This is a genomic window from Bacillota bacterium, from assembly GCA_013178415.1.
Lineage (GTDB): Bacteria > Bacillota > SHA-98 > Ch115 > Ch115 > Ch115.
Genome location: JABLXA010000010.1, coordinates 49787 through 71854, shown reverse-complemented (window position 1 = coordinate 71854; position 22068 = coordinate 49787). Strand labels below are relative to the sequence as shown.

Here is a 22068-nt window from a genome sequence, read left to right as displayed (position 1 = left end):
TATCCATTGGACTTATGAACGAGAGCGCCCATATAAGCCCTCATGCCTATTCTTTCGTAATCTCCGGTGAAGCCCAACCTTCGGCAGTAATAGTGCGCTTCAATTCTTCAGCAGTCAGGTTAACATTCAAGCCGCGCTCCCCCTAACCGAAAACCTGACTTCATGAGGTGCGAAACCGGGGAAACCATGCCTGCGGAGCGGATCGACTATGGGGATGATATAAGCCAGGCTCTTACCCGATCCGGTGCCCGTCGTCAGAATATAATGCGCCCCGGTCCGCGCAGCTCTGATAGCGTCAGACTGGTGCCTGTGAAGGCGGAGCGGCTTTCCCGGACTGCCCTCGTTCTTCTTGAGACGAAAGATATGGCGACATTCAGGGTGCAAAACGCCCCCGTCTACGAGTTCGTCAATAGACTCGCCGGGCTCGAAAGACGGGTTGAGCTGGATCAAGGGCTCCGGCCAAAGCAAACCGCCATCAAGAGCATGCTCCACTGTCGTGCGAATCCGCTCATCCTGAATGTTGATGAAGCTACGCACATAGCTGCCGTAATCCGATATCAGGCTGTCGCGCAATCTGAATACATCCATCACCAGCTACGCCCCCCATATCGACGTGCCGTGTCAGGAAGTCCTGCATCCTCCTGCATCCGATTCTACGATTCTATATTCTGCATTTAAGCACTCTCACCTGCTGCTCATTTGGTTGTTAACAGGGCGTGCTAAATTCCCCTCACGGCGGTACAGATCATGGTATAATCATGCTAGATCCAAGCAGGCAGTGGTTGCCATGATGTCATATCATGAGGCGACTGTCTGCAAAAGCAGATCGCCGCTAAGGGATGAGGATAAGAAGGGTTATGAATTTCTCTGAGTTTCCATGATTGTGGACGATAGGCATTGATAGTTATTGATAGGCGATGACTCGGTTTGGTATAATATACCTGAGAGGTGACGATCATGCAAAAGCCTCAACCACCAAGCCTTCCGCCATTAATGACGGTCCGGGAGGTATCGGATTACCTCAGGGTCTCGGAGCCCACAATATGGCGATGGATTCGAGAGGGCAAGCTAAAAGGCATAAAGATAGGCAACACACGAAGGTTCTCCGCTGACGAGATTGCTTCTATTATCGACATGGGGCGAGATGAAGGGAGCCCGCTCCCCCAAGAAGTAGACACCGTCGCGGGAGGAGATCCTCAGGCCCATGCGATATCACCCGGAAGTAAGCCCTGGCCGATTCAGGTAAAGGAGACCTTGTCTATCTACGGTGCGGATTCCACAACAGAGAGGGAGCTTTCACCACGCGAGCTTGTTGCAGCATTAAGAAAAAGGTTGCGTGAGATGCGGCAAGAACGGAAGGCCCGGAGAGAACCCATGACATACACCTCCGAGGATGCGCTGTTGGAACTCAGAGGGGAGCGGTCGTAAATGGGCGTCGTCTGCGTGGATGCAAGCCTCGTCGTAAAGTGGCTTGTTGACGAGGAGGAATCCGAGTTAGCACTTGAGAAGCTATGCCGAAAACCAGAAATCATGGGCTCTCAGGGATGGGGTATATTAGAATGTGCGCACGGTGATTTCCGCGCGCACCGTGTTTATGTGGTGTGTCAAGGGGGAACATGAAAACGTGACATTGGGCAGGTGATCTTGATTTTTAAGAATAGTTGTAGTAGTATAAGCATATGATAAGCATAATATACTGCTACAGGAGGGCTCTGTAATGAACATAAAGCCGTCGGCGGCAATTCGCAAGAACTACAACGAGATCTCCACGCTCTGCAAGACCACCAAAGAGCCTGTTTTCCTAACAAAAAACGGCGAGGGCGATTTAGTGGTCATGGATATCGCCACGTTTTCCCGGCGGGAAAGCATGCTGAGGCTGCGGGAACAGCTTGTGGCGGTCGAGGAGGACCGGTTGATGGGTAAAAAGGGATTTTCAATCGGCGAAGTGGATGAAATGATGAAAAAAGCCATTATGGAGGCTGCCGGTGAGCAGCGTGGATAAATGGTACCGTGTCATTATCTCGGAAAGAGCGGGAGAGATGCTCGTGCAGCACGCCCACTTTTTAGCACAGGTCAGCACCCAAGTGGCGGACAAGCTAAGGGTAGATGTAATCGAGGCTGCAAAATCCCTGCGGGATTTTCCGGAGCAGGGTTCCCGGCTTACCGATCCGGCATTGCCCGCAAATAAATATAGAAAACTGCTTGTGGATAAGCGATATTTACTCATTTATCAAGTCAAGGATGATACAGTGTACATCGAATACATTGTGGATTGCCGTCAGGATTATGCCTGGCTGATATAAGCGCTTCCTCCGGCTGTGCTTTTTTGACCTGAGTGCTCATGATCACCCCCGGGCGCAAGCCCTAATGCAGCAGCGGAAAGAACGCTCTATAAAGGACGAGGCTATTTTTTTCTATTGCCCGCGGTATGAGGGGCGGCTAAAAGTACGGATGAGGGAGCGGGAGAACCACGAGGCCGCTGCCCCTATCGCGGCGATTTGGTCCGGGGACGTATCTTCGTCTTCCCGCCGGATTCGTACCGCCACTTCCCAGCCTGCAAGGATGTGGGAAGGAACAGCCAGTTGGCGCAGGGCTTCGCGCAGTGCCGGCTTCGTAGTCGGCACTTGACTATGGAGGCAAGCCCAGATGAGACTGAAGTTTATCGCGGCTCGTGCAAGGAAGATGGCGTTATGCCCCCAGCATTCGGATGTGCAAAACTGACGGTGCTCTTGTCGAGCCCGTCGCCAAAGCTCCAGGCCGAATAGGTAATCGTGCCATATATGTTGCCATAACTCTTGTAACCATTCACGGCTTGGCAACGCCGCCGGTCGGGCCAACTGCTCCTGTAGTATTCCGTCTGGATCGGCCAAGATAATCCCCCGACGAATGGACCAAGCCATGATCGTGTTCCTGTCGAAATGCTTTGCCAGCTCACCCGGTTCCAAATCAACCACCTGAAAACGAGGTGACCATTCGAGAAGGTCGCCCGTCAAGTTCCAGGGGATTTTTCCCTCGGCCACAAGTACCATATCGAGGTCTGAGCCAGGTTCCGCTTTAGCTTCGGCCACACTACCAATTAAGGCGGCGGCGCGAACTTTCGCCAGGACATCATGCTGCGCGAGGTAGGCAATACCGCGATCCAAGAGGCTATCCCAAGGCGGAATCAATGGAGGACGCGCCAATTCCAGTGGCCGGCGTGGGGGAAAACCCAAAAATGGTGACCTCCTTCTTGGGAATATTTTACGTCGTCCAGCTCAACTTTAGCATATTCCAAATAGCTATGCAAGTGCACTGACTTCGGGACTTCGGCGTCCATAATTTGAAGGCTGCCAAGGATGACAGCCACCTGCATTTTTTCGAAATGGGGGACCAGCCACCGGGCGTCGGTGGAATAGCGATGGAACCCGCCTCCCAGCTGGTCGCATATACCGCCCTGCGCCATTTTTGACAGGGATTCAGTGACGATGTGAAGCAACTCCGGCTGAGTTTTACTCTGCTGGAGGAAAAGGTTCAGAATGTTTAGGGGAAATTTCGGAGCGCCGCCAAATCCGCCATTGTCAGGGTCATAGGCACGCTTCAATTGGCGGATGGGCGCGGTCGACGGTAGATCGGCGGAGATTACTGAACCGGCGATTTCCTTGTGATTGTATCTGATTCCTTCCTGAAGAGCCTCTGAGATTTCTTTGGCTGCTTCTTCGATCTGTTCGGGGGCATGCTCCCATAGCCTGGCCAGCTCGCTCAAGACCAGCTTAAATCCTGGACGGCCGTAGCGATCTTGTGGCGGGAAATACGTGCCAGCGTAAAATGGTTTTTTGTCAGGAGTGAGAAAGACAGTCAGCGGCCAACCTCCTTGTCCCGAAATGATCTGTGCCGCGGCCTGGTAAACATGGTCGATATCGGGGCGCTCCTCACAGTCCACTTTGATGTTAACGAAATGGTCGTTCATCAGCCTTGCGATCTCCAGGCATTCAAAGGATTCCCGCGCCATGACATGATACCAGTGACAGGCTGAATATCCGATCCCTAATAGTCTCCCCAATTTGGCGCGCAGGGGCTCAACGTGCGGGCGCGTCTCTGAAATCTTCTAAAAGATTGCGCGTAGTAACCAAATTCCACGATCCTGGCCTTCTCGTTCACAGTCTACCGTATCCCCTCCAGGCGCGGCAAGATCTCTCTCATCCGCGAAAGTGTCCATTGACACATATGGTAGCATATGGTATGCTCAATACCGGAAAATCCCGCAAACGGCCTGCAAAAGCATACAGAAAACGAAATACTCCGGCTTCTCTATAGCATGGAGCTGGTTATTCAGGCCCGGCTGCAATTGCGATGTGAAGGCGGCGGGTTATGCAAATCAAGCCACATCCAAATCACGGTATATACATAAGCGTGCTGCGCCGTATGTCGCCCGAACAGCGGCTACAGAAGGCCTTTGAGCTATCTGATTTCACAAAGGGCCTGTTTCTTCATGGCTTACGAAGGCGATACCCTCATTTGTCTGACAATGAGATTAGAAGCATATACCTGGAGCGTATTGCAAAATGCCACAACAGGAACTACTGAGAAAAGTCATAAAGGCTCTCGAAGACTCCGGTATAGACTACATGGTGACAGGCTCGCTTGCTTCGAGTCTACAGGGCGAACCCCGGTCTACGCATGATATTGATCTAGTTATCTCCGTCGAAAGGGTTGCGGTGGACAGGCTCATCAAAGCACTATCGTCCCCAAAGTTCTACATCGACAGTGAAGAGCTTTGATACTGAACCGATCCGAAAGAGGGTCTTTGTCGCGTCAACGGGTGTGCGAGTTTCGATGTCGGCGTAGCCGTAACCCTTAGCGAGAAGAATCTTTCCGTCCTTGACAACCGCCACTGCCGCGCCCGGAATGTGATAGGTTTGGAAGTGGGTCGCCATGATTCCATCAAAAAAAGCCTCCAGATCGGCCGGATTGAGGGGGCAATCCGCAGAGGGGGCTGGGTCTTCCCGGGTTGCGAAGCTATGTATCGGTACAAGCAACATGATTACTATCATTATAGGCAATAGGCAGGCGCTAAGACTCACCCGGCGCATCGTGAAGCATCTTTCCCTTCGTTATGGTTACGTAAAACCACTCAAAGACGCCCAAGACAACTGCAGCTGGCAACCAAACCGGGCGAAGTGCCCAGCATAGGCCGACGCTTCGATCCTCCGCCTACGCGCGGGCAAACAGCTCCAACCCTTCTGTCGCCAAGACGAGGACCAACCAGGGCTGTACCTTATTATGTGCGCAAATGGGGCTACTACAGAAGAAATGGCATCAATCCGCCAGCATTGCCCTCCGCGCAATCGTCACCGCAAACCTTGCGTCCTCGCGTGCCCTTTCGGCATCTTCCTCGCTATACTCATCAGTGGGGATAAAATCCACATCGCCGTAGAAGGCAAATTCTCTCTCCTTGCGCAGCCATTTGGAGATATCGGCAAGCCGCTGGAGCTCAGCCTTGACGTCCTCTTGGAACCTTACCGCATGCTCCAGTAGCAAGCCACCGACATCATGTTGTTTGGGTGGTTCAACGCCGATAGCGGAAGTAAATTTGGACGAAGATTTCATGTTGCAAGGCCGTGTTTAGACACTCAGCCGGATCGGGATCCCATTCTTCAGACAGGACATCAATCACAGCATGGATATGTATAGTTCGGCCCCCGGAGCGGGCGCCCGGGGACCGGGCTATGCGGACTACATGGGACTCATGCTTTCTCGACGGGCACCCGGATCTCCGTGACATACTGCTTCGGATCATTGGTGTCCCCTGGACTACGCAGGTAGTTTTCACGCACTGGCCCGGCTATACGATATCCATTGGGCTCGAGCCAGGCCATGACGGCGTTGTAGGCCTCACCTATTCCTTCATATGGGCCTTGATATACGGCACAGGCCATCTCGCCCCCCGGCAGCTCCCTAGCCTGGGCTGGCACACCGGGCGGAAGATTCCCTTCGATGGGGATCGCCGCCTCCACATCCGCATTTTCTTCCTTAAATTCCCGGTCATGGTAGATTGCCATGGTCGGTCCGGCGAATTTAGCCCTTCCAAACAAGGGACCGAGGAGTTGGCCAAAGAGCGCGCCAAGTTCACCATAGTTGGGCAAAACCCTTCTGATGGACGCCACATTCTGGGCGGGGACCTTCTTCAAAACTACTTCGTACATGGAAAACATGCCCTCCTTCTCGATTCGTCTCAGTCTAGCCTCGACACGCGCCAACTGGGCATGAGCTTCCTCGACGCGGCCCTGAATCTCGGTCTGTTTGAGCAAAAGCATACCACATAGCGATGGATACAGCGCGGGAAATTCAAAAGGCGGATTCAAGGAGCGCAAGATGGATAGCTGCTGATTCACCCACCATGAAGTATCTCGGTCATGCCAGTGTAAGGATTAGGACCGCCCAAAATACGGTCATTTATATCGACCCCTTTGCCGGGGATGACTATGGCGGGCCAGCTGACCTAATATTGGTCACGCACGATCATGGTGACCATAATAGGGTTGATAAGGTCGCAAAGAAACCCGGTTTAGTTGCCACCACCAAACTACAGGCATAGGCTGTTAATCGCCGTCTATTTGCCGGCACTATTTAGCGCATTCTCTATTGCTTTCAATATGACCTTGCTACTGTACGTAGCGCCGGTGACCATATCTACGTTCAATGTCTGAGCTTCTACAACTTTACTTGGTATTATCCCGGCCGGAGCCCCCCGACCATGTCTGTGTTTTACCAGTTCAATCCCTGTTATCCTATGGTTCTTTATAGTCACTTTGACTTCGGCGGCTACCGGGAATACTTCGTAAGTACCAGCGTAGGTGCCATCCGCTATTTTAGAAATGTCGACATCTGATATAGGTAGATTTGCCAATTGCTTTAGATTTGCATCAAGAGTCTTTATGTACGATTTAATGCCTGTTACTCCGAGGTATGCTCCAATGATCACCACCATCAAGATGGTCAGGATTATCACTTGTCTTCTTCTCATGTAATCCACCCCCTCGTAGTTCCAAAGAGCGCACCCGGTATCTATGGGGAAGCGACGGGGATCGGTTGAGGGGTCATTGCGCCTTCATGGCCAGCCTTGCCCAGTTTGCGGCCCGTTCAAGTTCGCCATCTTTTAGTGGGCCTTCGGAACCTTTTACGAAAAACCCTTCAGGTGGAATTATCAGCGATCCCCCCCTTTTCTCAAGTTTATCTGCTATGGGTTTGGCAGCATACCCAAATAGTCTCACCATCATGTTTAGGAAGCGTGAATTTACGTCGACTGTAGAAACCCTGGTATCAAAGGCCGCTACCCTGGTACCTTTAAGGCCATTTGCAGGAATTTTATTCAGGAAGTCAGTAATTGCCTTTGTTGGTCTAAATGCTCGGGTAGGGGAGCCAACGATCAATAACTCCAGTCCATTCAAGTGCTTTGGCTTTACATCACTTACGCGGAGGGTTTCAACGTTCCCTTTAGAACCAAGAGCATTGCCAATTGCTAGAGCTATTTGCTCTGTATTACCAAAGATCGAATCATATACTATCAGAGTTTTCATTCGAATCGACTGCCTCCTTTACGATCCTAGATAAGAATTACAATCTCGGACATAGCACGTCAATTATACCATGAGACGGGCCGCCACAAGAATATGGATTGAAAAAATATATCCCCCGCTATCCCAAACATTGACAGCAGATCCCGTCACTGCTATGCTTGAGTTGGGTTTTCCCGCCTTCGTACCACATCCCAAGGGGGTGTACTCTATGATAAAGGCCAGTGGAGATTTGGGCACTGTCCTCAAACGCCTCACTTCCGCACTCCTCGGACTTTCACCGGTGGCCGTTTACCTCTTTGGATTATCCATACCGGGCGGGTTCTTTATGAGTCCAGAGACCTAAAGTGACGCGCGGAACGTGGATCATCATTGGCAGGGATCTCGGACATGATATTTGGGAGGAGATCTTGCTCTTTGTGCAGAAAGATATTCGGGAGAGGAGCGATTTCCATGTTGATGGAATTCCTCAACGGCTTGCTTTAAGCGATCAAAGAAAGAGCGTTGGAGCTCTATGGAGAACGCCTGATCACCCTGGCGGTCTATGGCTCAGTGGGACGTGGAGTCCCGCGGCCTGATTCGGACGTGGATTTGCTAGTCGTGGCATCCCCCCTCCCGGAGGGCAGATTGAAACGTATGGAGGAATTCTCTCAGCTGGAGGAGTCCCTGAGTGATGTTCTCAATGACATGAAGAAGCGCGGAATAACGCCCGAACTCTCGCCTGCGATCAAAACCCCGCATGAGGTAAAGTCGGGAAGTCTTCTGTTCTTGGACATGATTGAAGATGCAAGGATTCTCTATGATAGGAATGGCTTTTTCGCGGACTACCTGGATGAACTAAAAAGGAAGCTTCAGGCGCTGGGTGCGAAAAAGGTAAAGTGGAAAGGAGCCTGGTATTGGGACCTAAAACCTGATTTCAGAAGGGGGGAGATAATCGACCTATGACTGGCCTGACTCTCGGCGGAAGCTACCTGATCAAGGCCGAGAAACGCCTTAAGGCTCTTGATGTGCTATTTGCGGAGGAAGATTATTCGGACGTAGTCCGCGAAGCTCAGGAAATAGTTGAGCTGGCCTTGAAAGGAATGCTGAGACACATGAAGGCCGAGGAACAATACAAAAATTATCTCTGGATCGAACAACCATGATAATCAGAACCCCACCGCAGTTCGCAAAGGTTGCAGGTCTTCCGTATAACCACTTAATAGCGGCCTTAGCCAGAGGGAAAAGTCCCGCGGGAACTCATATAACTAAGGATAGGACATGAATATCGCCTCGTCAATAGGGTATGTGTCAGCACCGGTGATAAAATGATCTAGTAGCGCCGAGCAAGAATTGATCTACTCCCCAGCGAATAACACCTTCGATTCCTCTACGAATCGGAGGTATCCTTTTCAGTGTTGGATATTCAGCCTGTCACTGATACCATGTTATGGAAAGAAAATCCTTTGAAGATGTGGAGACCGCAAGGCTAGTGGAGGCCCAATTTTTAGAAGCAGTGATATCCGACCCCAGGTGGATGAACCATTGGCACGCCGAATTCACAGCCGGATGCGGTATGCTGAACGGGCTAGAGTGTTTTCGGCGCGCGGGCACAATGCATCTTCGCATCTTCATAGCGCCTGTGCGCAAGCCGGACCAAAGGCGGTCCGAAGAAGAGCCCTCTATATCCCCATCAGGTTATTACAGCCAATCCCATCATACTATGTATAGCAAGCCCATCCTGATATCCATCGGATGGGGATTCTCACTGCGTTCAGGCACCGGGCTAGGCATAGGGCTAATTGCGCATTTACCTATCGGACTAACCGGAACCGGCCGGATCCGGTAAACCTAGCTAGGTCGGATAGCCACCGAAGCGCGACAAAGGAAACTCATTGCAAAAATGCGCCTATCGTGGCTCTTTCTGCAAACCCCATTAATGCCGAGCCCATCCCAGCGCTGGCTGCCGCAAGCCCGCCGGTCACAAAAATAATGGCGAGCGTTATATATGAATAGAATGCATAACTCCTTCCCTCTGGAGCCTTACCAAAGGATATCCCGGCAAACAGGACTGCCAGCATGGTGGATAAAAAACATAGCCCGGCTGCCGCTATGTGCATGATCCCAGCGAATGTCGCGGGCGTATTTCTCTGGTCCATTGGGAATGGCTGGGCCATAAGCACCCCAAGTATCCCAGCGACCCAGATGAATATGGCGGCAAGGCGCGCAGCCTTTTGGCCTTTTCCCCCGGCCCCCTTCCAGAAACCCGCCGCAAATGCCACGAGAAGCAGGTTATATCCAATGAAAAGCGAATCAAGGACAGCCTTTGCCGGCGCGCCTGAAGCTATCAACTCGCTCACTGCGTTCGCTATGTGACTATAGCCGGGCGTGACTATGCCTCCAATAATTACTGCCGCCACATACAGCGCTACGGCAAAGATGCCGCAAAGCGCAAATGCCTTTTGTTTCATGTGTCCTACTCTCCTATTCTATGCCCCTCTTATGCCTTGGCTGGCTTCCTCTACTCCAACGTGATATTACACCGGTAACGACACCAACCCCCAACGCGGGTCTGGCAGGGGAACGGGGAACAGCTACTCCCGCTCAAACCCATGGCCGTCGAACTTAAGCGTCCGGCTGTTTTCCGTGATAGTCCGCACAACCTGTTCAGGAGCGCCTGAAGGGATTTCCGCTTCGATCTCCAAGGTTACCTTCACCTTTGCACCCACCAGCCCAACAAGGTGGGCGATAACCTCGTCAGCAACCACGCTGGCATCACGGCCGACGCGCTCTGGATCGAGTAACACGGTACCATGGAAGCGCTTCAAGAGAACCGGATCAGGCGAACCAGGGGGCGGCGCACCCGGGCCGGGCTGCGGCCCTGGCGGCGTCGGTACCTTTGGACCACCGTTCGGGCCCCCCGGCGGCTTGGGTTGGGGTGATGGCGCCATCGTCGCCTCGATCTGTCTGAGTGCCACTTCGGGCTTTACGATCAACCCTGATGCATCAGAGCCCACGGTGGGTACCTGCTGCGCGTAACGCAACCCACGATAGCGGCCCACTGCTTCATCGTAGCTATCAGCGTAGGCAAAAGAATCTATCTCCCAGGTCAAGAGGGCTAGCCCGTCGCGTATGGCAGCGAGTAAGACCTCTGGACCCCTAAGCCGGGGTAAATAGTTGTAGCGTGCGAAGTCCTCCACAAGCTGCCCAATAGCGACGTGATCACCTCGCCACAGCGGCACGCGGTCTAGTTCCATCCGCAAGCGTGTAGGAGCAAAACTGGTCACCAGAAGCTCTTCGTTGCGTAGTCTCTTGCTGGCTCGCACAGCCAAAGGCTCCTGGCCGGAGAGGCGGAGAGCCTGCCATTTTACCTCCGGCTGCGGGGAATCCTGAACAGGGACCAGCAACCATTGATAGGCCTCGGGGATGCGCGCGGCCACCGTGCTGTCCGCAATATCCCTCTGGGTCTCGGCCTGCTTCACCTGGTGAGGCGAAAGGTCGAGGATCTCCTTCTCCGCCAGAATCGATTCCCAGGCCAAAAATCGGCGAACCGCCTCGTCCAGGTCCTGTAGCCGAGTCCTATCCACGGCGAGGAAGGCAAGCGTATTGCGGTAAAGGCGGGGCGAAGTCCCGCGCGATTCCAGGATCTCCCTGGCTGCGACTTCTGCGGGGCTATCAGGCTCCTTGCTGTATGGGTGATCGATTCCGAGAACCACCAGCCGGGCATCCAAATCATCCGGAACGTCCTGAGGAGACTGAGGGAGAGGATGGATTCTGCCGAAGTCGCCTTTTTCGCGCGCGTCGGCGCGCAAGCGCTTATCGAGTGCTTGCTTGACAGCATCGGGATTGCGTTTGAGTTGCTCGGCCCGGTCGTCGGCCAGTTTAGTCACGGTGGGCTGGGTTGAATACCAGTAGCGGGGACCATCCTGGTAAAGGTAAGTGGCCGAGGCTGCAAGGCGGCGCAATGCATCGCCAAACACGGCTGGCGTTTCGCCTGGCATAACGCAGCCCAGCTTAACGCGCCTGTCCTCGATTCCGCGATTTGCAGCCGTAGCCGTCGGGGCTGACCCCAGGTAGATCGTCCGCGCAGCGCGGCGGCAGGCAGAGAATTTGCCTAGGTTCGGCAGTTCACCATCCAGGTGAAGGGGAAGGGAATTTGGCCCATCCACGTCTTTCTCGATCACCGGGACCCAGTTGTCCGAAAGGTAGCGGGTGAGTTCAAATTGGACGCGGGGGTCATCAATGGGAATACTCGCCGGCAGAATCAGTGGATTGCGATCGCCCTTTTCCCACAAGCTATGAATCACCGCAGCCATGAGGCGTAGAACGCCCCGGGTGCGCTGGAATTTCAGCAGTGTCGACCAATCATCATAAAGCCTGGTGAATACCTCCGGGTGGATCGGGTAGGCCGCCTTGAGCCACTGCTCATATTCCGCCCCGCGGCATTCGAGCGGAAACTCCTGATGCTGTGTTTCATAAAGGTCGTGGAATGCGCGGGCCACCGTGTCCCGTGCCACAAACTGCTCCTGCGTTACCAGCGGTTCAAACAGGCGCCTACGGACAATCTCAAAGCCCTCTTCACGGCTGGCTGGACGCCATGATGACTCCACGCGTCCGACTACATTGCGCAGACGATCCAGCGCCTCCCTGCCGCGATGCCCACCGACTTCCACGTCATCAGCCTGTATGTGGGGCGACCCTGCAGTATCCGATGCAGGAAGGCTGATCACGAGCAGGCACTGTTTTGCCGATTTGGCCGACTCCGTTAGGACTTGCGCGAAAGTGAACTGCGTTTCAAAACTGCCCGCCGGTAAATCGCTTTGGTCATGAAGCTGCCGAGCATAGGCCACCCACTCGTCAATTAGTATCAGGCAAGGCCTATACCGATTGAACAGCTCGCGTAGCACATCCCCGGGGCTTGTTGCATTCTCATCGTCGGCCCGCACCCGGTCAAAGGCTTCTTTCCCCCCGAGCTGCCATGCCAGCTCGCCCCACAGCGTTCGCACAACCGTCCCATCGGGCTTGGTCACCGGATTTCCGGGTGAAATCTTATTTCCAACCAGCACCACTCGTCGGGCTGCCGGCAGTTTGTCTACACCGGCATCTCGTAGTACGCCGTCGATGCCCATCAGCTCATGGGGCTGAGTGTCAGAGAAAAGGTGATAAAGCGCTAGCATGGCGTGGGTCTTGCCACCGCCGAAATTTGTCTGTAGTTGAACCACGGGGTCGCCACCTTCGCCTGTCAGTCGCTGCACGCCCTGCACCAACAGGCGTTTGAGACTCTCTGTGAGATAGGTCCGCCGATAGAACTCCACCGGGTTTCTATATTCGTCACTGCCCTCACCCAAATAAACTTGCCAAAGGTCGGCCGCGAATTCAGCTTGCTGGTAACGTCCGCTGGCCACGTCCCGATGCGGGGTAACCACTTCACGCCAGGGTTTTAGATTCCCCGTCGCTACACCCTGAATAGCCGTACCCGCGCTCCTACGCTGCTCGGTGCGTACCTGTTCATCAAAGCGCACACGGAGCAGCTCCATCTTCATCTTCTCAAGATCTGCAGCCTGCGAAGCGGAAATAGCTGTCAGAAGTCTGCTGGCAGAGTCGAGGGCACGATAGGCGTCATCACTGGAAAACCGTTCCTGATGCGCCCACTTGTTGCGAACCTGATGCAATTCACTTACCAGACTGCGTTCAGCCTGGCCCAGGGTTTTGCGGAAGACGTCGTTCCACTGCTCCCACATGAGCCGTAGCAGCGCGGCGGAGTCTAAATGAGGTTGCTCGCCATCGCCGGTCCACAACACATCATTGGGCCAGTTAGCAGTCACCTCTGTAATCCAGTACTTACCGTATTGCGATTTGAGTTCGCGCTCGACAAACGGCGCGAGCCCATCCTTAAGCAGCTCCAGCGCCTTGCCGACGCGTTCGTAATTGGTGATCGCCATTTCTTATTCCCCACTCTCTTCGAACAATGATCTTTGTGCTTGTCCGGACTCACTGCCCTCGCGCGCCAGCCGTGTGATCTCCGGCCAACTCTGAACGAGGCCGTTATAGGAAAGCGCCTCCTGGGCTCGCTTCTTGCGCTCGCATATAGTGTAAAGCCGGTAGGCCAGATCACGGGCCATCTCGGCCTTAGAGCCGAACTTACGCACCAACTCCGCAGCCGCGCCCTCACCGCCCGCCTCCAACGCGCGAATCAGGTGATGCACCATTTCCCACACCGTCAAACGCAGGTCAGCAACTGGATCCCACTCCTTGGGCAATTCGTCGGGACGCAGCAGACGCACCTTGCCGCCCTTCGACGAGAGGATCCCCGCCTGAACCATGCCGCTGACACTGGTGTTTTTGGCCTTGGAAAGCGTCTCAGCCACACCGAATTCACCCTCAGCAAAACCCAACTGCTCGAACCAAGCCAGCGCCCAGCGGGTATCGGCGTCAAACTCATCCTCCTGCTCCGACAGCACCTCAGTCAAGGTCTGGTTAATGAGGGCGAGCGCCGTGCGTACGGTCATAGGTCTCCCGCTCGACTCCAGAATGCGGCGATACCGTGAGTAGATCGCCATGCCCGGGCCGATGGCGGCCTGGGCAAAGTCCACCGGGGCGATGTTGCCCTGCCGGAGGCGGCGCAGCGCCGCCGGGAGCTCCCGCTTTAGTTCCGCCACAAACGAACGCCGGTCGGTCTGCGGGGCATCTGCCGGCCGGGGTCGGCAGGCGAACACGCTGTAGGAGGCGAGGGCATTCGACCTCATAGCTCGCATCCGCCATGCCTGCGACGCGCGCACCGGCCAAGTAGCCGTGATTTGAAAACCGGTGCCGATGAGAGATTCCAGCATCGTTTCCCACCCGGTGGTGCGGTCGATCGTTAAGCCGTTGCTTGCGTCCGCCTCTTCCTCGCCCGCACCGCTTTCCTCGTCATCCTGCTTGAAGGCGTAGTAAACCGTCAACGGAAACCGCGGGTCCATTTTCTCGCGCAACGCGACAAAAGCTTTGCGAAAGCCGGATTCAAAGTGTTCCTTGGCTTTGTATTTATCGCCACTGAAGCGTTCCGGAGCGGCGACCAGCTCTGGCTCCTTGGGCACGAGGATCGTCTTGAAAAGATCAGGGTAGAGATCACCTACCGTGCGTCGCAGCCAGACATAGAAGAAGTCACTTAAGGCGGCGTAGCCGATGTTGTCGTAGTAGGGCGGATCGGTACTGACGAGGACGTTTCTGAGTCCGTTCCAAGGACTCGCCGCGTCAATCTGGCGGGCGTGGCCTGCCCGACGTGTGGACATCGTTTCGATGGATCTTGCTGTTCGTTCAATGCAGGTTGACCAGCCGCCGACAACACCTTCCAGGATGTTTGCTTCAGCGAAGTCCCACACCATCGGGATTGCCTGACGCTTGAAGAGATTTCGCAGCACTTGGTCACAGTGATTCCATGTGCAAAGCGAGTTGCCGAGGTCCGCGCAGCGATTCAGATTCAGCGCCAGAAATGTCACCACCATGGCAGCGTAAGCCTCCGCGTCCTCGTCTGAAAGTCCCGCGGCGCCTGCATCCCGCCGCACATCCTCTCGGATCGCCTTCACCAGGTCCGAGAGCGTCACCACCGCGGTGAGCTGGCGGGGGGTGAACATCTGCCAGTGCTTCGTGATGCCGTAGTTCTGGATACGAAAACCCAAGGCTTCCGCCGGCAGGTCGCTGTCGGGGAAGTCAGACGGCGACACAGATGCGGCTGCTTTTACCTGTTCGTCGCTCACTGGCAGATAAGCCCGACCCCGTGGAAGCTGTGCAACAATGGCGACCATCGCGAAGCCGAGTCGCCGCCGTTCCCCTTCGGCACGGATGTAGTCGAAGGGAATGGGCGAGTCCGAAACCAAGCACCGAAACCCACCCGTGCCGCTCTTCGTCCCCGCCTTCACCGCCGCACGGTCTTTGGGGGGGCCGATGCGCACCGCAAAGCGCCAGATACCGGTTGTCCGGTCCACGATGGGCTCGAGCCAAGCCTCGCTCCCCTTCTTACTCGAAAGCCAAAAGGTACTTAGCAGCGGAACGTGCGCTCTCCGAGCGGCCGGGTTCGGACTAGCCACGGTGCGCGCCCAGATCCATGCGATGACGGGCAACTCTTTCCCGACATAGGGCTTCAAATCGGGCCGGTCTTCCGCCATCTCCTTGGTCACCTTCACCGGTGGGTAGAGATGCCCGATCTTCTCCCGCGCCCGCCCCAGGACGACACGCCCATAGTAGCGCACGTCAGCCGCTAGTCCTGAGGCTCCAGGCCAAGAGTCTGTTCCGCCGATTTTTTGCCTATCCTCGGGGTTTACCGGAGGTCTGCCGGCCCACCGGGGCACAAGCTCAAGGTTACACTTATTCAACAGCACCGCGATCGGGTTAAGGTCGCCCGCGTACGCCTTAAAGCCAAGCCGAGCCGCTTCAAGAGGGATAGAACCACCACCGGCAAACGGGTCGAGAATCGCGGGAAGGCGCCCTCCGCAGTGCTTCAGCATCTCAGCCCGTGCTTCAGCGTAGACCTCTGGATGGCGGTGCAATTGCTTCTGCATCATCCGGCGGATGATCCCGAACAGCCGCTCCCGTTCGGCATTCTGCGCCTCCTCCGTGGCGAACCTATCTGGATGCGCGCTCGGGTCATCGACCACCGAGGCAAACAGGATAGCGCGGGCAGTGGGAAGAGGAAGGCGCGCCCACCAGTGATGAATCCCCTTTGGATGCGGCCCGATGCCGGGCATCTTATCGTACGCTGACGCGTCGTTGATTTCCGGCAACGGGAGAGCGACTTCGATGAGCTTTCTCTGATGCTGTGTCATTTGTGCAGATCTCCTTCCTGAGCAATAGCGGCACCCAAGGATTGCTGGTGTAGCGCCCTCTATACCTCTATCTGTGGCTCCGTTATATTCTTTTTGAGCCATGGTCCATCCCGTTTTCGCGCATCAGCTCGTGCTTGACCGCTAAACCGGAACCCGTCCAATAGACACTTGGTAAGCGCGCGATACGGCTGGCGTGGCTTACTACAGCGTTTCACTCAAATGATTTATCCATCGTTCGCCCATTCCATCGTCCCTTATGGCTCATTTATGGCTCATTTATGGCTCATTTATGGCTCATTTAAACTCTTTCTGAGCCATAACTGATTCCAGGCTCAATTGCGGTAGTGCTCAACCACGTTCCCCTCTTGGCCGTGACTCCATGGCGCACCATCTTGACCCCCGCTTCCGCCCTTCAACTCGCACTTTATCTTCACGCCGAAGCTCGTCTAGAAGACGCTTAATGTGGGCGCGCGACAAGGCCGGTACGACTTGCTGAAGTTCACTAATCGCGCAGCCCTCTGGAAAGGCCTCCTGAAGGTGCTTAAGTAGAAGTGCCTTATTTTGATCCCGGTCCAGTCCCCTCCGACGGGTGTAGAGCCCTCGCTGACCACTCGCAACATAGAACCGTCTAGCAAGCAGATAGCGCGTTCCTCGCCCGCGCCCGACCGTTTCGATTACCCCCAGATCGGCTAGCCGCCGAAGGCGGTGCTGCAAATGTAATGAAATGGGCTCCTCGTGGTGAATCAGGTCTAGAAGAAGCAGGTCTTGAACGTCGAAGCTGACCTGAACCTCGCGGTTGACCTGCTCCAAAAAGGCGATAAAACGGGGATCCTGAACCTGACCATGGAGGGTAAGCGTCACCTGATACGCGTCTGTGCCGGAGAAATCGGGTCTGGGTTTCCCCTGCTTAATGCTCTCTTCAAACATCAAATTCACGCCCTGGCCGGAGCGTTCGACCAGTCCACAACGGGCAAACGCTTCCGCAATACGCCGGTTACGGGGAGCCTGGCGGTCTAAGATATTCTCGACAGTAATACCCACAGGAAGTCCGCCGGGACTCTCGACCACTAACCGGCGCGGGTATTGACGGACGAAGACACTTCCGCCTAGTTGATAATCCCGATGGCTTATAGCGTTTAGGATCGCTTCGCGCACCGGGCGCTCAGCGAATGTCGGAACGTCATGAACGAAGAACCCCTCCTGATAGTGTTGTAAATCGTTCCGTAGATTGATCGCGGTCCATAGGTCCTCATAGAAAGAAAAGAAACCTTGTCGGTACTCGACACGTTGAGCGGCTGGACCAGCAGCTTCCGAAGGACGATATTCAAAGATCACCTCAGCCTGGGCGAGGAACCGACTGAGTGCTGCGCGCGTTCCGAATAGGATGAGGGCAGCGTAAGTGAAGCCGTTCGGCAAAAGAAGCTCGGCATCGCGTAGAAGCTGTTCGGCCCCAATGCCGGCGAGGGCGCTGTTTCTCGACTTGTCGATCCAGCGCCGTCGGAAGTTCTCGATGGCTTGCCCGTCGAGATCTTTCATTCCTATACCTGGACATACTTCAGCCGAGAAGTCGTGGCCAGTCTCGGCGAAAATGCCCCTTAGCTTATCCTCGGACATCGGCACGAGGCTATCAGCCTGTCGGGACCAATAAACCCCATCCCACTTAAGCGGAGTACCTAGCGGACGGTTTGGCACCTGAAAGACGAGCACCCGACCATTAGGGTGAAAGATCTCCTGCACCTTAATAAGCAATCGCAATTTCTGTATCAATTCGCTGCGCGTCCGTTCTGGCTGCATGAACGCTTGGGTACCAACAATCCTACGCGGCCGTTGATCGGTGACACCTAGGATCACCATACCCCCACCCTCGTTCGCCAGAGCGCAACAGTATCTGCCCAGGTCCTCAAAAGAGAATCGTATCCGCGCCTCCTTAAATTCGAGGCGCTCACCCTCCTGACCCTGAATCCATTGTTCAAGCTTCTCTAGAAGATCCGTTTCGCTCTGATGACTTGATCCATTCATGCTGGTTCCTCCGCCCTCGCCAACAGCTCGGCGAAATCATAGTTCACGCTCGTCACCCCGAAATCCGGCTCGCGCTGGAATGGAGCGCGTATGTAGTGGACGCGATACTGATCGCCATCGAGAAACTCGACGACGGCTAGAATATAGTCGTCGGGCTTGTTGAGCGAATATAGAATCTCGTTCTTGGTCATGGTGACCGTAGTGGCGCCGCTCACCCGCCCTTTGACTTCGATGAAACGGAGCTTGCCGGTGCCGGGTATATGGCTTTCAATATCGTAGCCGACCTTATCAGCCTCCCGGTCGACCGGCTCAAAGCCCAGCCGCCGCTCAACCTCCATCACAATAGCGCGGGCGCGAGTGGCTGCGGCTTGTGTATCGGTAGCGCCAACTGGGGTGCTCGGGGTAATGCCCATCATTTTCGCTAGTAACCCTATAGGAATGACCACCAGACCCCCAAGCACCACCGGTGGCAGAGCCGAGATTTGCCCTTCCAGGCTGAGTTGCTCCATGCGCCGCTCGAGACGTGCCTGTAGTTCATCGGCCCGCCGGCGCGCCTCTTGCGAATTTAAACGGGCGTTGGGCTTGCCGGCCTGTTCTTGTATCTTGAGCTCCTCCGCCCTGTGATCCCAGTAGCTGATCTCCTTAGCCAGGCGATCCTTTACCGCCGCGCGGGTCTTGTCAATGAGCGCCAGGCGGCGAGAACGAACCTCTTGCAGATGTTCCGGCACGACCTGGGCAATGGCGTAGCCCAGCGCCTTCTGTTCCAGGTCGTGCGTGATCCAGGCACACTCGGGGCGTTTAAGAATAGTCTCGACATCTGGTTCATCCGGCTTAAGCGGGCGGTAGTCCAGGTAGGGCGCATAGTCAATGTGGTGAGCGCGGCCTGCCGCATCTAGTTCTACGTACAGCATGCGCTTTGAGATGACGCGCTGCTGACCAGTACGTGTACGGCTGGCGTCTTGAACGGCGTGTTCCAGGTAAAACAACAGCCGAGGAGCGTCCCCTGAGTCGCGCTCGTCGACCAGCACAGTTCCGTGGCGCAGCAGGTCGCGGTGGCGTTCGAGGATAAGATCCAGTGTGGCGTCGAGCAAGGGGTGACCTGGGCACAGAAAAGCTGCCAGCGGTTGACCTTGGGGTGCGATCAACGGCTTGTCAAAGACGACTCGTTCATATGGTGGCAGCACGGGCTCGCCAGTGCCTATCAGGTGGTCGCGGCTACGTATTTGTGCAGGTACATGGGTAATCTCGTAGCGGTGCGGTTCACGCTGCCTAATGGTGCCTCCAAGTTGCCGGAAGGCTTCCAAAAAGAATGACTCGATGTAGTGCGGCTGCAAGCGCCGAGCCTCAGCCCGCTCCATCTCCTCCCGGACGCGTTGCACCCGACTCATGTCCATAGCTTCGACAGCGAGTACGCGTTCCTCTAGGAGATCTTGAAGCCGACCCTGGTCGAACGCATTGGCCACGACGCGGGTGATGCGTTCCCGAATCTCAGGCATCTCGCCATAGCGAATCGCCTCGATCAACAGATCGCGCAAGGGCCGGCCCTCAAACTGCACCTTGCCAAGAACATTAAACACCTGCCCGCCCAGAGCCTTGCGAGCCTCTTCAAGCTTCTTGAGCAGGGTCTGGTAGACCTCACCTTCACGCGTTTCCTCGGCCACCAAATTCCACAGATGGCAGACCTCCGTCTGACCGATGCGATGGATACGCCCAAAGCGCTGCTCAAGACGATTGGGATTCCAAGGTAGGTCATAATTAATCATGAGGTGGGAGCGTTGAAGGTTGATGCCTTCGCCGGCCGCGTCAGTTGCAACGAGCACCCGCACCTCTGGATCCATCCTGAAGGCCTCTTGCGCCTTCATCCGCTCTTCGCGGCCCATGCCACCATGGATGCACACCACCGCCTCCGGGCGTCCGAGAAGCGTGCTAATTCGCTCATGAAGGTAGAACAGCGTATCCCGGTGCTCGGTAAAGATGACCAGCTTCTCCTGGGGCGACGGCGCGGGACGGGGGATATCGCCTGACCCATATGGTGCGGCTTCTTCAGCCACGCGGCCGACCAGAACGGAAGGCGTAAAGATCTCGCTCAGCAAGTTGGCCAGCTCGCACCACTTGCGGTCCTCGCCATTATGGCGTACGGATTGAGCCAGGCGCTCAAGGCGGTTGAGCACCTCGATTTCGGCCCTGAGCTCGCCTATGGTGCGCGCGGCCGTAGCTTGGTCCAGAACCTGTTCCTCGGCGACGGCAACTTCAGTTTCCGGAGCATCCTCCAGGTCCTCCACATCCTCGGCATCCAAAACCGGGCCTTCGATTGGAAGAACCACGGTCGCTCCACGCTGGAGCAATTCGAGTTCGCGAAGCCGTTTTTCCAGCCGTTCCCGTCGCCGTCTAAGGGACTGGTAGATGGCCTCTGGCGAGGAGGCCAGCCGCCGTTGAAGAATGGTGAGCGCGAACCCTACCGTGCCGGCCCGCTTCTCGTTTTGCAAAGCATCTGCCCGATTGAACTCCTCTCGGACGTACCCGGTTACTTCTTTGTAAAGCCTCGCCTCGGCATCTGACAGCCTGTAGGGTACGGTGTAGGCGATACGCTCGGGGAATAGCCGCGTTCCATCGAACTTGAGTAGCTTCTCCTTCACCATGCGACGCATCAGGTCAGAGACATCCACGGTGTGCACGCCATCACGGTAACGCCCTTCAAACCGATCTCCGTCCAGAAGGGCCATGAAAAGCTGAAAATCTGCCTCCTTGCCGTTATGCGGCGTGGCGGTCATAAGAAGGAAGTGGCGAGTGAGCGTCGAGAGTAACTGTCCCAATCTGTAACGCTTGGTATACTTGACCTCACCTGCAAAGAACGTCGCCGACAATTTGTGCGCCTCGTCGACTACTACCAGGTCCCATTGGCATTCGGGGGCCTTAAGCTTCGCCTGGACATCCTCGTCACGAGAGAGCTTATCGAGCCTGGCAATAACCAGGTTGTTTTCGCGAAACCAGTTCCCGGTTCGGGCGGCCTCCAGCTTATCGTTGGTCATGATTTCGAAGTTTAGCTGGAAGCGCCGGTAAAGCTCATCCTGCCACTGTTCGGCAAGACTTCCCGGGCACACCACAAGGCAACGCTGTAGGTCACCACGGGCGATTAGCTCCTTAATCAGGAGCCCAGCCATGATGGTCTTACCCGCTCCCGGATCATCGGCCAGGAGAAAGCGGAGCGGTTGCCGTGGCAGCATAGTCTCATAAACCGCGGTGATCTGGTGTGGCAATGGCTCGACCAGCGAGGTATGTACAGCCATCACCGGGTCGAAGAGGTGCGTCAGCCGAATACGGTATGCTTCCGAAACGAGCCGAAAAAGGCTGCCGTCCCCATCGAAGCTCCAGGGCCGCCCATGCTCCACCACTTGGAGACGGGATTCATCCTGCCTGAAAAGCAGCACGTTAGCTACTCGGCCGGTCGGATCCTTGTATGTCAGCTCAACCGCGTCTGAACCAAACCATTGAGCTCCGACGACGGTGACCAGGCAGTCAGGGTGAATGCCGCGCACCGCGGCGTTGGGCAAGAGTTCCTCGAGCGTACTCATGATGTGTTCCCCGCTTATGTACCAGTTTGATGGTAACCTGTCCATAAAGCGGACGGGTACTGTCGTTCACCTTTAGCTCACAAAATAATACTCTGTAGGGTGTAACACGTCCCTTGGTAGGCACCTTACATAGATCAGAAAGAT

At 55.4% G+C, this 22068-nt stretch carries 19 protein-coding genes and 1 pseudogene; 7 read left to right on the top strand and 13 right to left on the bottom strand.

Translation table 11 applies throughout. The features are described from left to right. Positions 1-126 precede the first annotated feature (126 nt). Positions 127-591, bottom strand: a complete 465-nt coding sequence (locus HPY52_09840; protein ID NPV80558.1) for a hypothetical protein — start codon at positions 589-591, stop codon at positions 127-129. Between the two features lie 366 nt (positions 592-957). Here HPY52_09840 and HPY52_09835 point away from each other — a divergent pair, with 366 nt between their 5' ends. The 3 genes from HPY52_09835 to HPY52_09825 all read left to right on the top strand — a co-directional run bounded on the left by HPY52_09835 (position 958) and on the right by HPY52_09825 (position 2303). Next, on the top strand, positions 958-1428 hold the full coding sequence (locus tag HPY52_09835) for a helix-turn-helix domain-containing protein (protein NPV80557.1): 471 nt from the start codon (positions 958-960) through the stop codon (positions 1426-1428). A 289-nt stretch (positions 1429-1717) separates the two neighbouring features. Continuing rightward, a complete protein-coding gene (locus HPY52_09830) occupies positions 1718-2002 on the top strand; it encodes a prevent-host-death protein (protein NPV80556.1) in 285 nt (94 codons plus the stop codon). Then, a complete protein-coding gene (locus HPY52_09825) occupies positions 1986-2303 on the top strand; it encodes a type II toxin-antitoxin system RelE/ParE family toxin (GenBank protein ID NPV80555.1) in 318 nt (105 codons plus the stop codon). Before HPY52_09830 ends, HPY52_09825 begins: the two co-directional genes overlap by 17 nt. 111 nt (positions 2304-2414) lie before the next feature. Here the strand turns inward: HPY52_09825 and HPY52_09820 are convergent, their stop codons facing one another. Both HPY52_09820 and HPY52_09815 read right to left on the bottom strand, forming a co-directional pair. Further along, entirely contained in the window at positions 2415-3212 is a 798-nt protein-coding gene (locus HPY52_09820; GenBank protein NPV80554.1) for a hypothetical protein, read from the bottom strand. Next, a complete protein-coding gene (locus HPY52_09815; GenBank protein NPV80553.1) occupies positions 3164-4039 on the bottom strand; it encodes a thioredoxin domain-containing protein in 876 nt (291 codons plus the stop codon). The genes HPY52_09820 and HPY52_09815 overlap by 49 nt, the downstream gene beginning before the upstream one ends. Before the next feature lie 502 nt (positions 4040-4541). On the opposite strand from HPY52_09815, the gene HPY52_09810 reads away from it, so the two are divergent. Then, a complete protein-coding gene (locus tag HPY52_09810; protein NPV80552.1) occupies positions 4542-4757 on the top strand; it encodes a hypothetical protein in 216 nt (71 codons plus the stop codon). Here the strand turns inward: HPY52_09810 and HPY52_09805 are convergent. From HPY52_09805 to HPY52_09795, 3 genes are all read right to left on the bottom strand, one after another. Next, a complete protein-coding gene (locus tag HPY52_09805) occupies positions 4716-5069 on the bottom strand; it encodes a serine hydrolase (GenBank protein NPV80551.1) in 354 nt (117 codons plus the stop codon). The two genes, HPY52_09810 and HPY52_09805, sit on opposite strands and share 42 nt — an antisense overlap. Before the next feature lie 226 nt (positions 5070-5295). Next, positions 5296-5586, bottom strand: coding sequence for a HEPN domain-containing protein (locus HPY52_09800; GenBank protein ID NPV80550.1), 291 nt, complete (start codon positions 5584-5586; stop codon positions 5296-5298). A gap of 137 nt (positions 5587-5723) precedes the next feature. After that, complete coding sequence (locus tag HPY52_09795; GenBank protein NPV80549.1) at positions 5724-6287, bottom strand: hypothetical protein; 564 nt, start codon at positions 6285-6287, stop codon at positions 5724-5726. Between the two features lie 17 nt (positions 6288-6304). On the opposite strand from HPY52_09795, the gene HPY52_09790 reads away from it, so the two are divergent. Beyond that, the gene (locus HPY52_09790; GenBank protein ID NPV80548.1) at positions 6305-6574 is read left to right on the top strand and encodes a hypothetical protein; all 270 of its coding nucleotides are present in this window, start codon (positions 6305-6307) and stop codon (positions 6572-6574) included. 15 nt (positions 6575-6589) lie between these two features. On the opposite strand, the gene HPY52_09785 is transcribed toward HPY52_09790, so the two are convergent. Both HPY52_09785 and HPY52_09780 read right to left on the bottom strand, forming a co-directional pair. Continuing rightward, positions 6590-6967, bottom strand: a complete 378-nt coding sequence (locus tag HPY52_09785) for an FMN-binding protein (GenBank protein NPV80547.1) — start codon at positions 6965-6967, stop codon at positions 6590-6592. A 109-nt stretch (positions 6968-7076) separates the two neighbouring features. Further along, positions 7077-7556: a flavodoxin family protein gene (locus HPY52_09780; protein ID NPV80546.1), complete on the bottom strand. Its 480-nt coding sequence runs from the start codon at positions 7554-7556 to the stop codon at positions 7077-7079. Between the two features lie 450 nt (positions 7557-8006). Between HPY52_09780 and HPY52_09775 the strand changes: the two are divergent. Both HPY52_09775 and HPY52_09770 read left to right on the top strand, forming a co-directional pair. Further along, a pseudogene (locus HPY52_09775) lies at positions 8007-8498 on the top strand (nucleotidyltransferase domain-containing protein). Beyond that, positions 8495-8698, top strand: a complete 204-nt coding sequence (locus HPY52_09770) for a HEPN domain-containing protein (protein NPV80545.1) — start codon at positions 8495-8497, stop codon at positions 8696-8698. The pseudogene HPY52_09775 and the gene HPY52_09770 overlap by 4 nt, the downstream one beginning before the upstream one ends. 726 nt (positions 8699-9424) lie before the next feature. Here the strand turns inward: HPY52_09770 and HPY52_09765 are convergent. The 5 genes from HPY52_09765 to HPY52_09745 form a co-directional block, all read right to left on the bottom strand. Then, the gene (locus tag HPY52_09765) at positions 9425-10003 is read right to left on the bottom strand and encodes a DUF998 domain-containing protein (protein ID NPV80544.1); all 579 of its coding nucleotides are present in this window, start codon (positions 10001-10003) and stop codon (positions 9425-9427) included. 123 nt (positions 10004-10126) lie between these two features. Beyond that, positions 10127-13474, bottom strand: coding sequence for an ATP-binding protein (locus HPY52_09760; protein NPV80543.1), 3348 nt, complete (start codon positions 13472-13474; stop codon positions 10127-10129). A 3-nt stretch (positions 13475-13477) separates the two neighbouring features. Continuing rightward, positions 13478-16333 (bottom strand): DUF1156 domain-containing protein, encoded by a 2856-nt coding sequence (locus HPY52_09755; protein NPV80542.1) that lies wholly within the window; start codon positions 16331-16333, stop codon positions 13478-13480. A gap of 348 nt (positions 16334-16681) precedes the next feature. Continuing rightward, the gene (locus HPY52_09750) at positions 16682-18352 is read right to left on the bottom strand and encodes a transcriptional regulator (protein ID NPV80541.1); all 1671 of its coding nucleotides are present in this window, start codon (positions 18350-18352) and stop codon (positions 16682-16684) included. Next, positions 18349-21924, bottom strand: coding sequence for a DUF3883 domain-containing protein (locus HPY52_09745; protein NPV80540.1), 3576 nt, complete (start codon positions 21922-21924; stop codon positions 18349-18351). Before HPY52_09745 ends, HPY52_09750 begins: the two co-directional genes overlap by 4 nt. Positions 21925-22068: the final 144 nt, after the last annotated feature.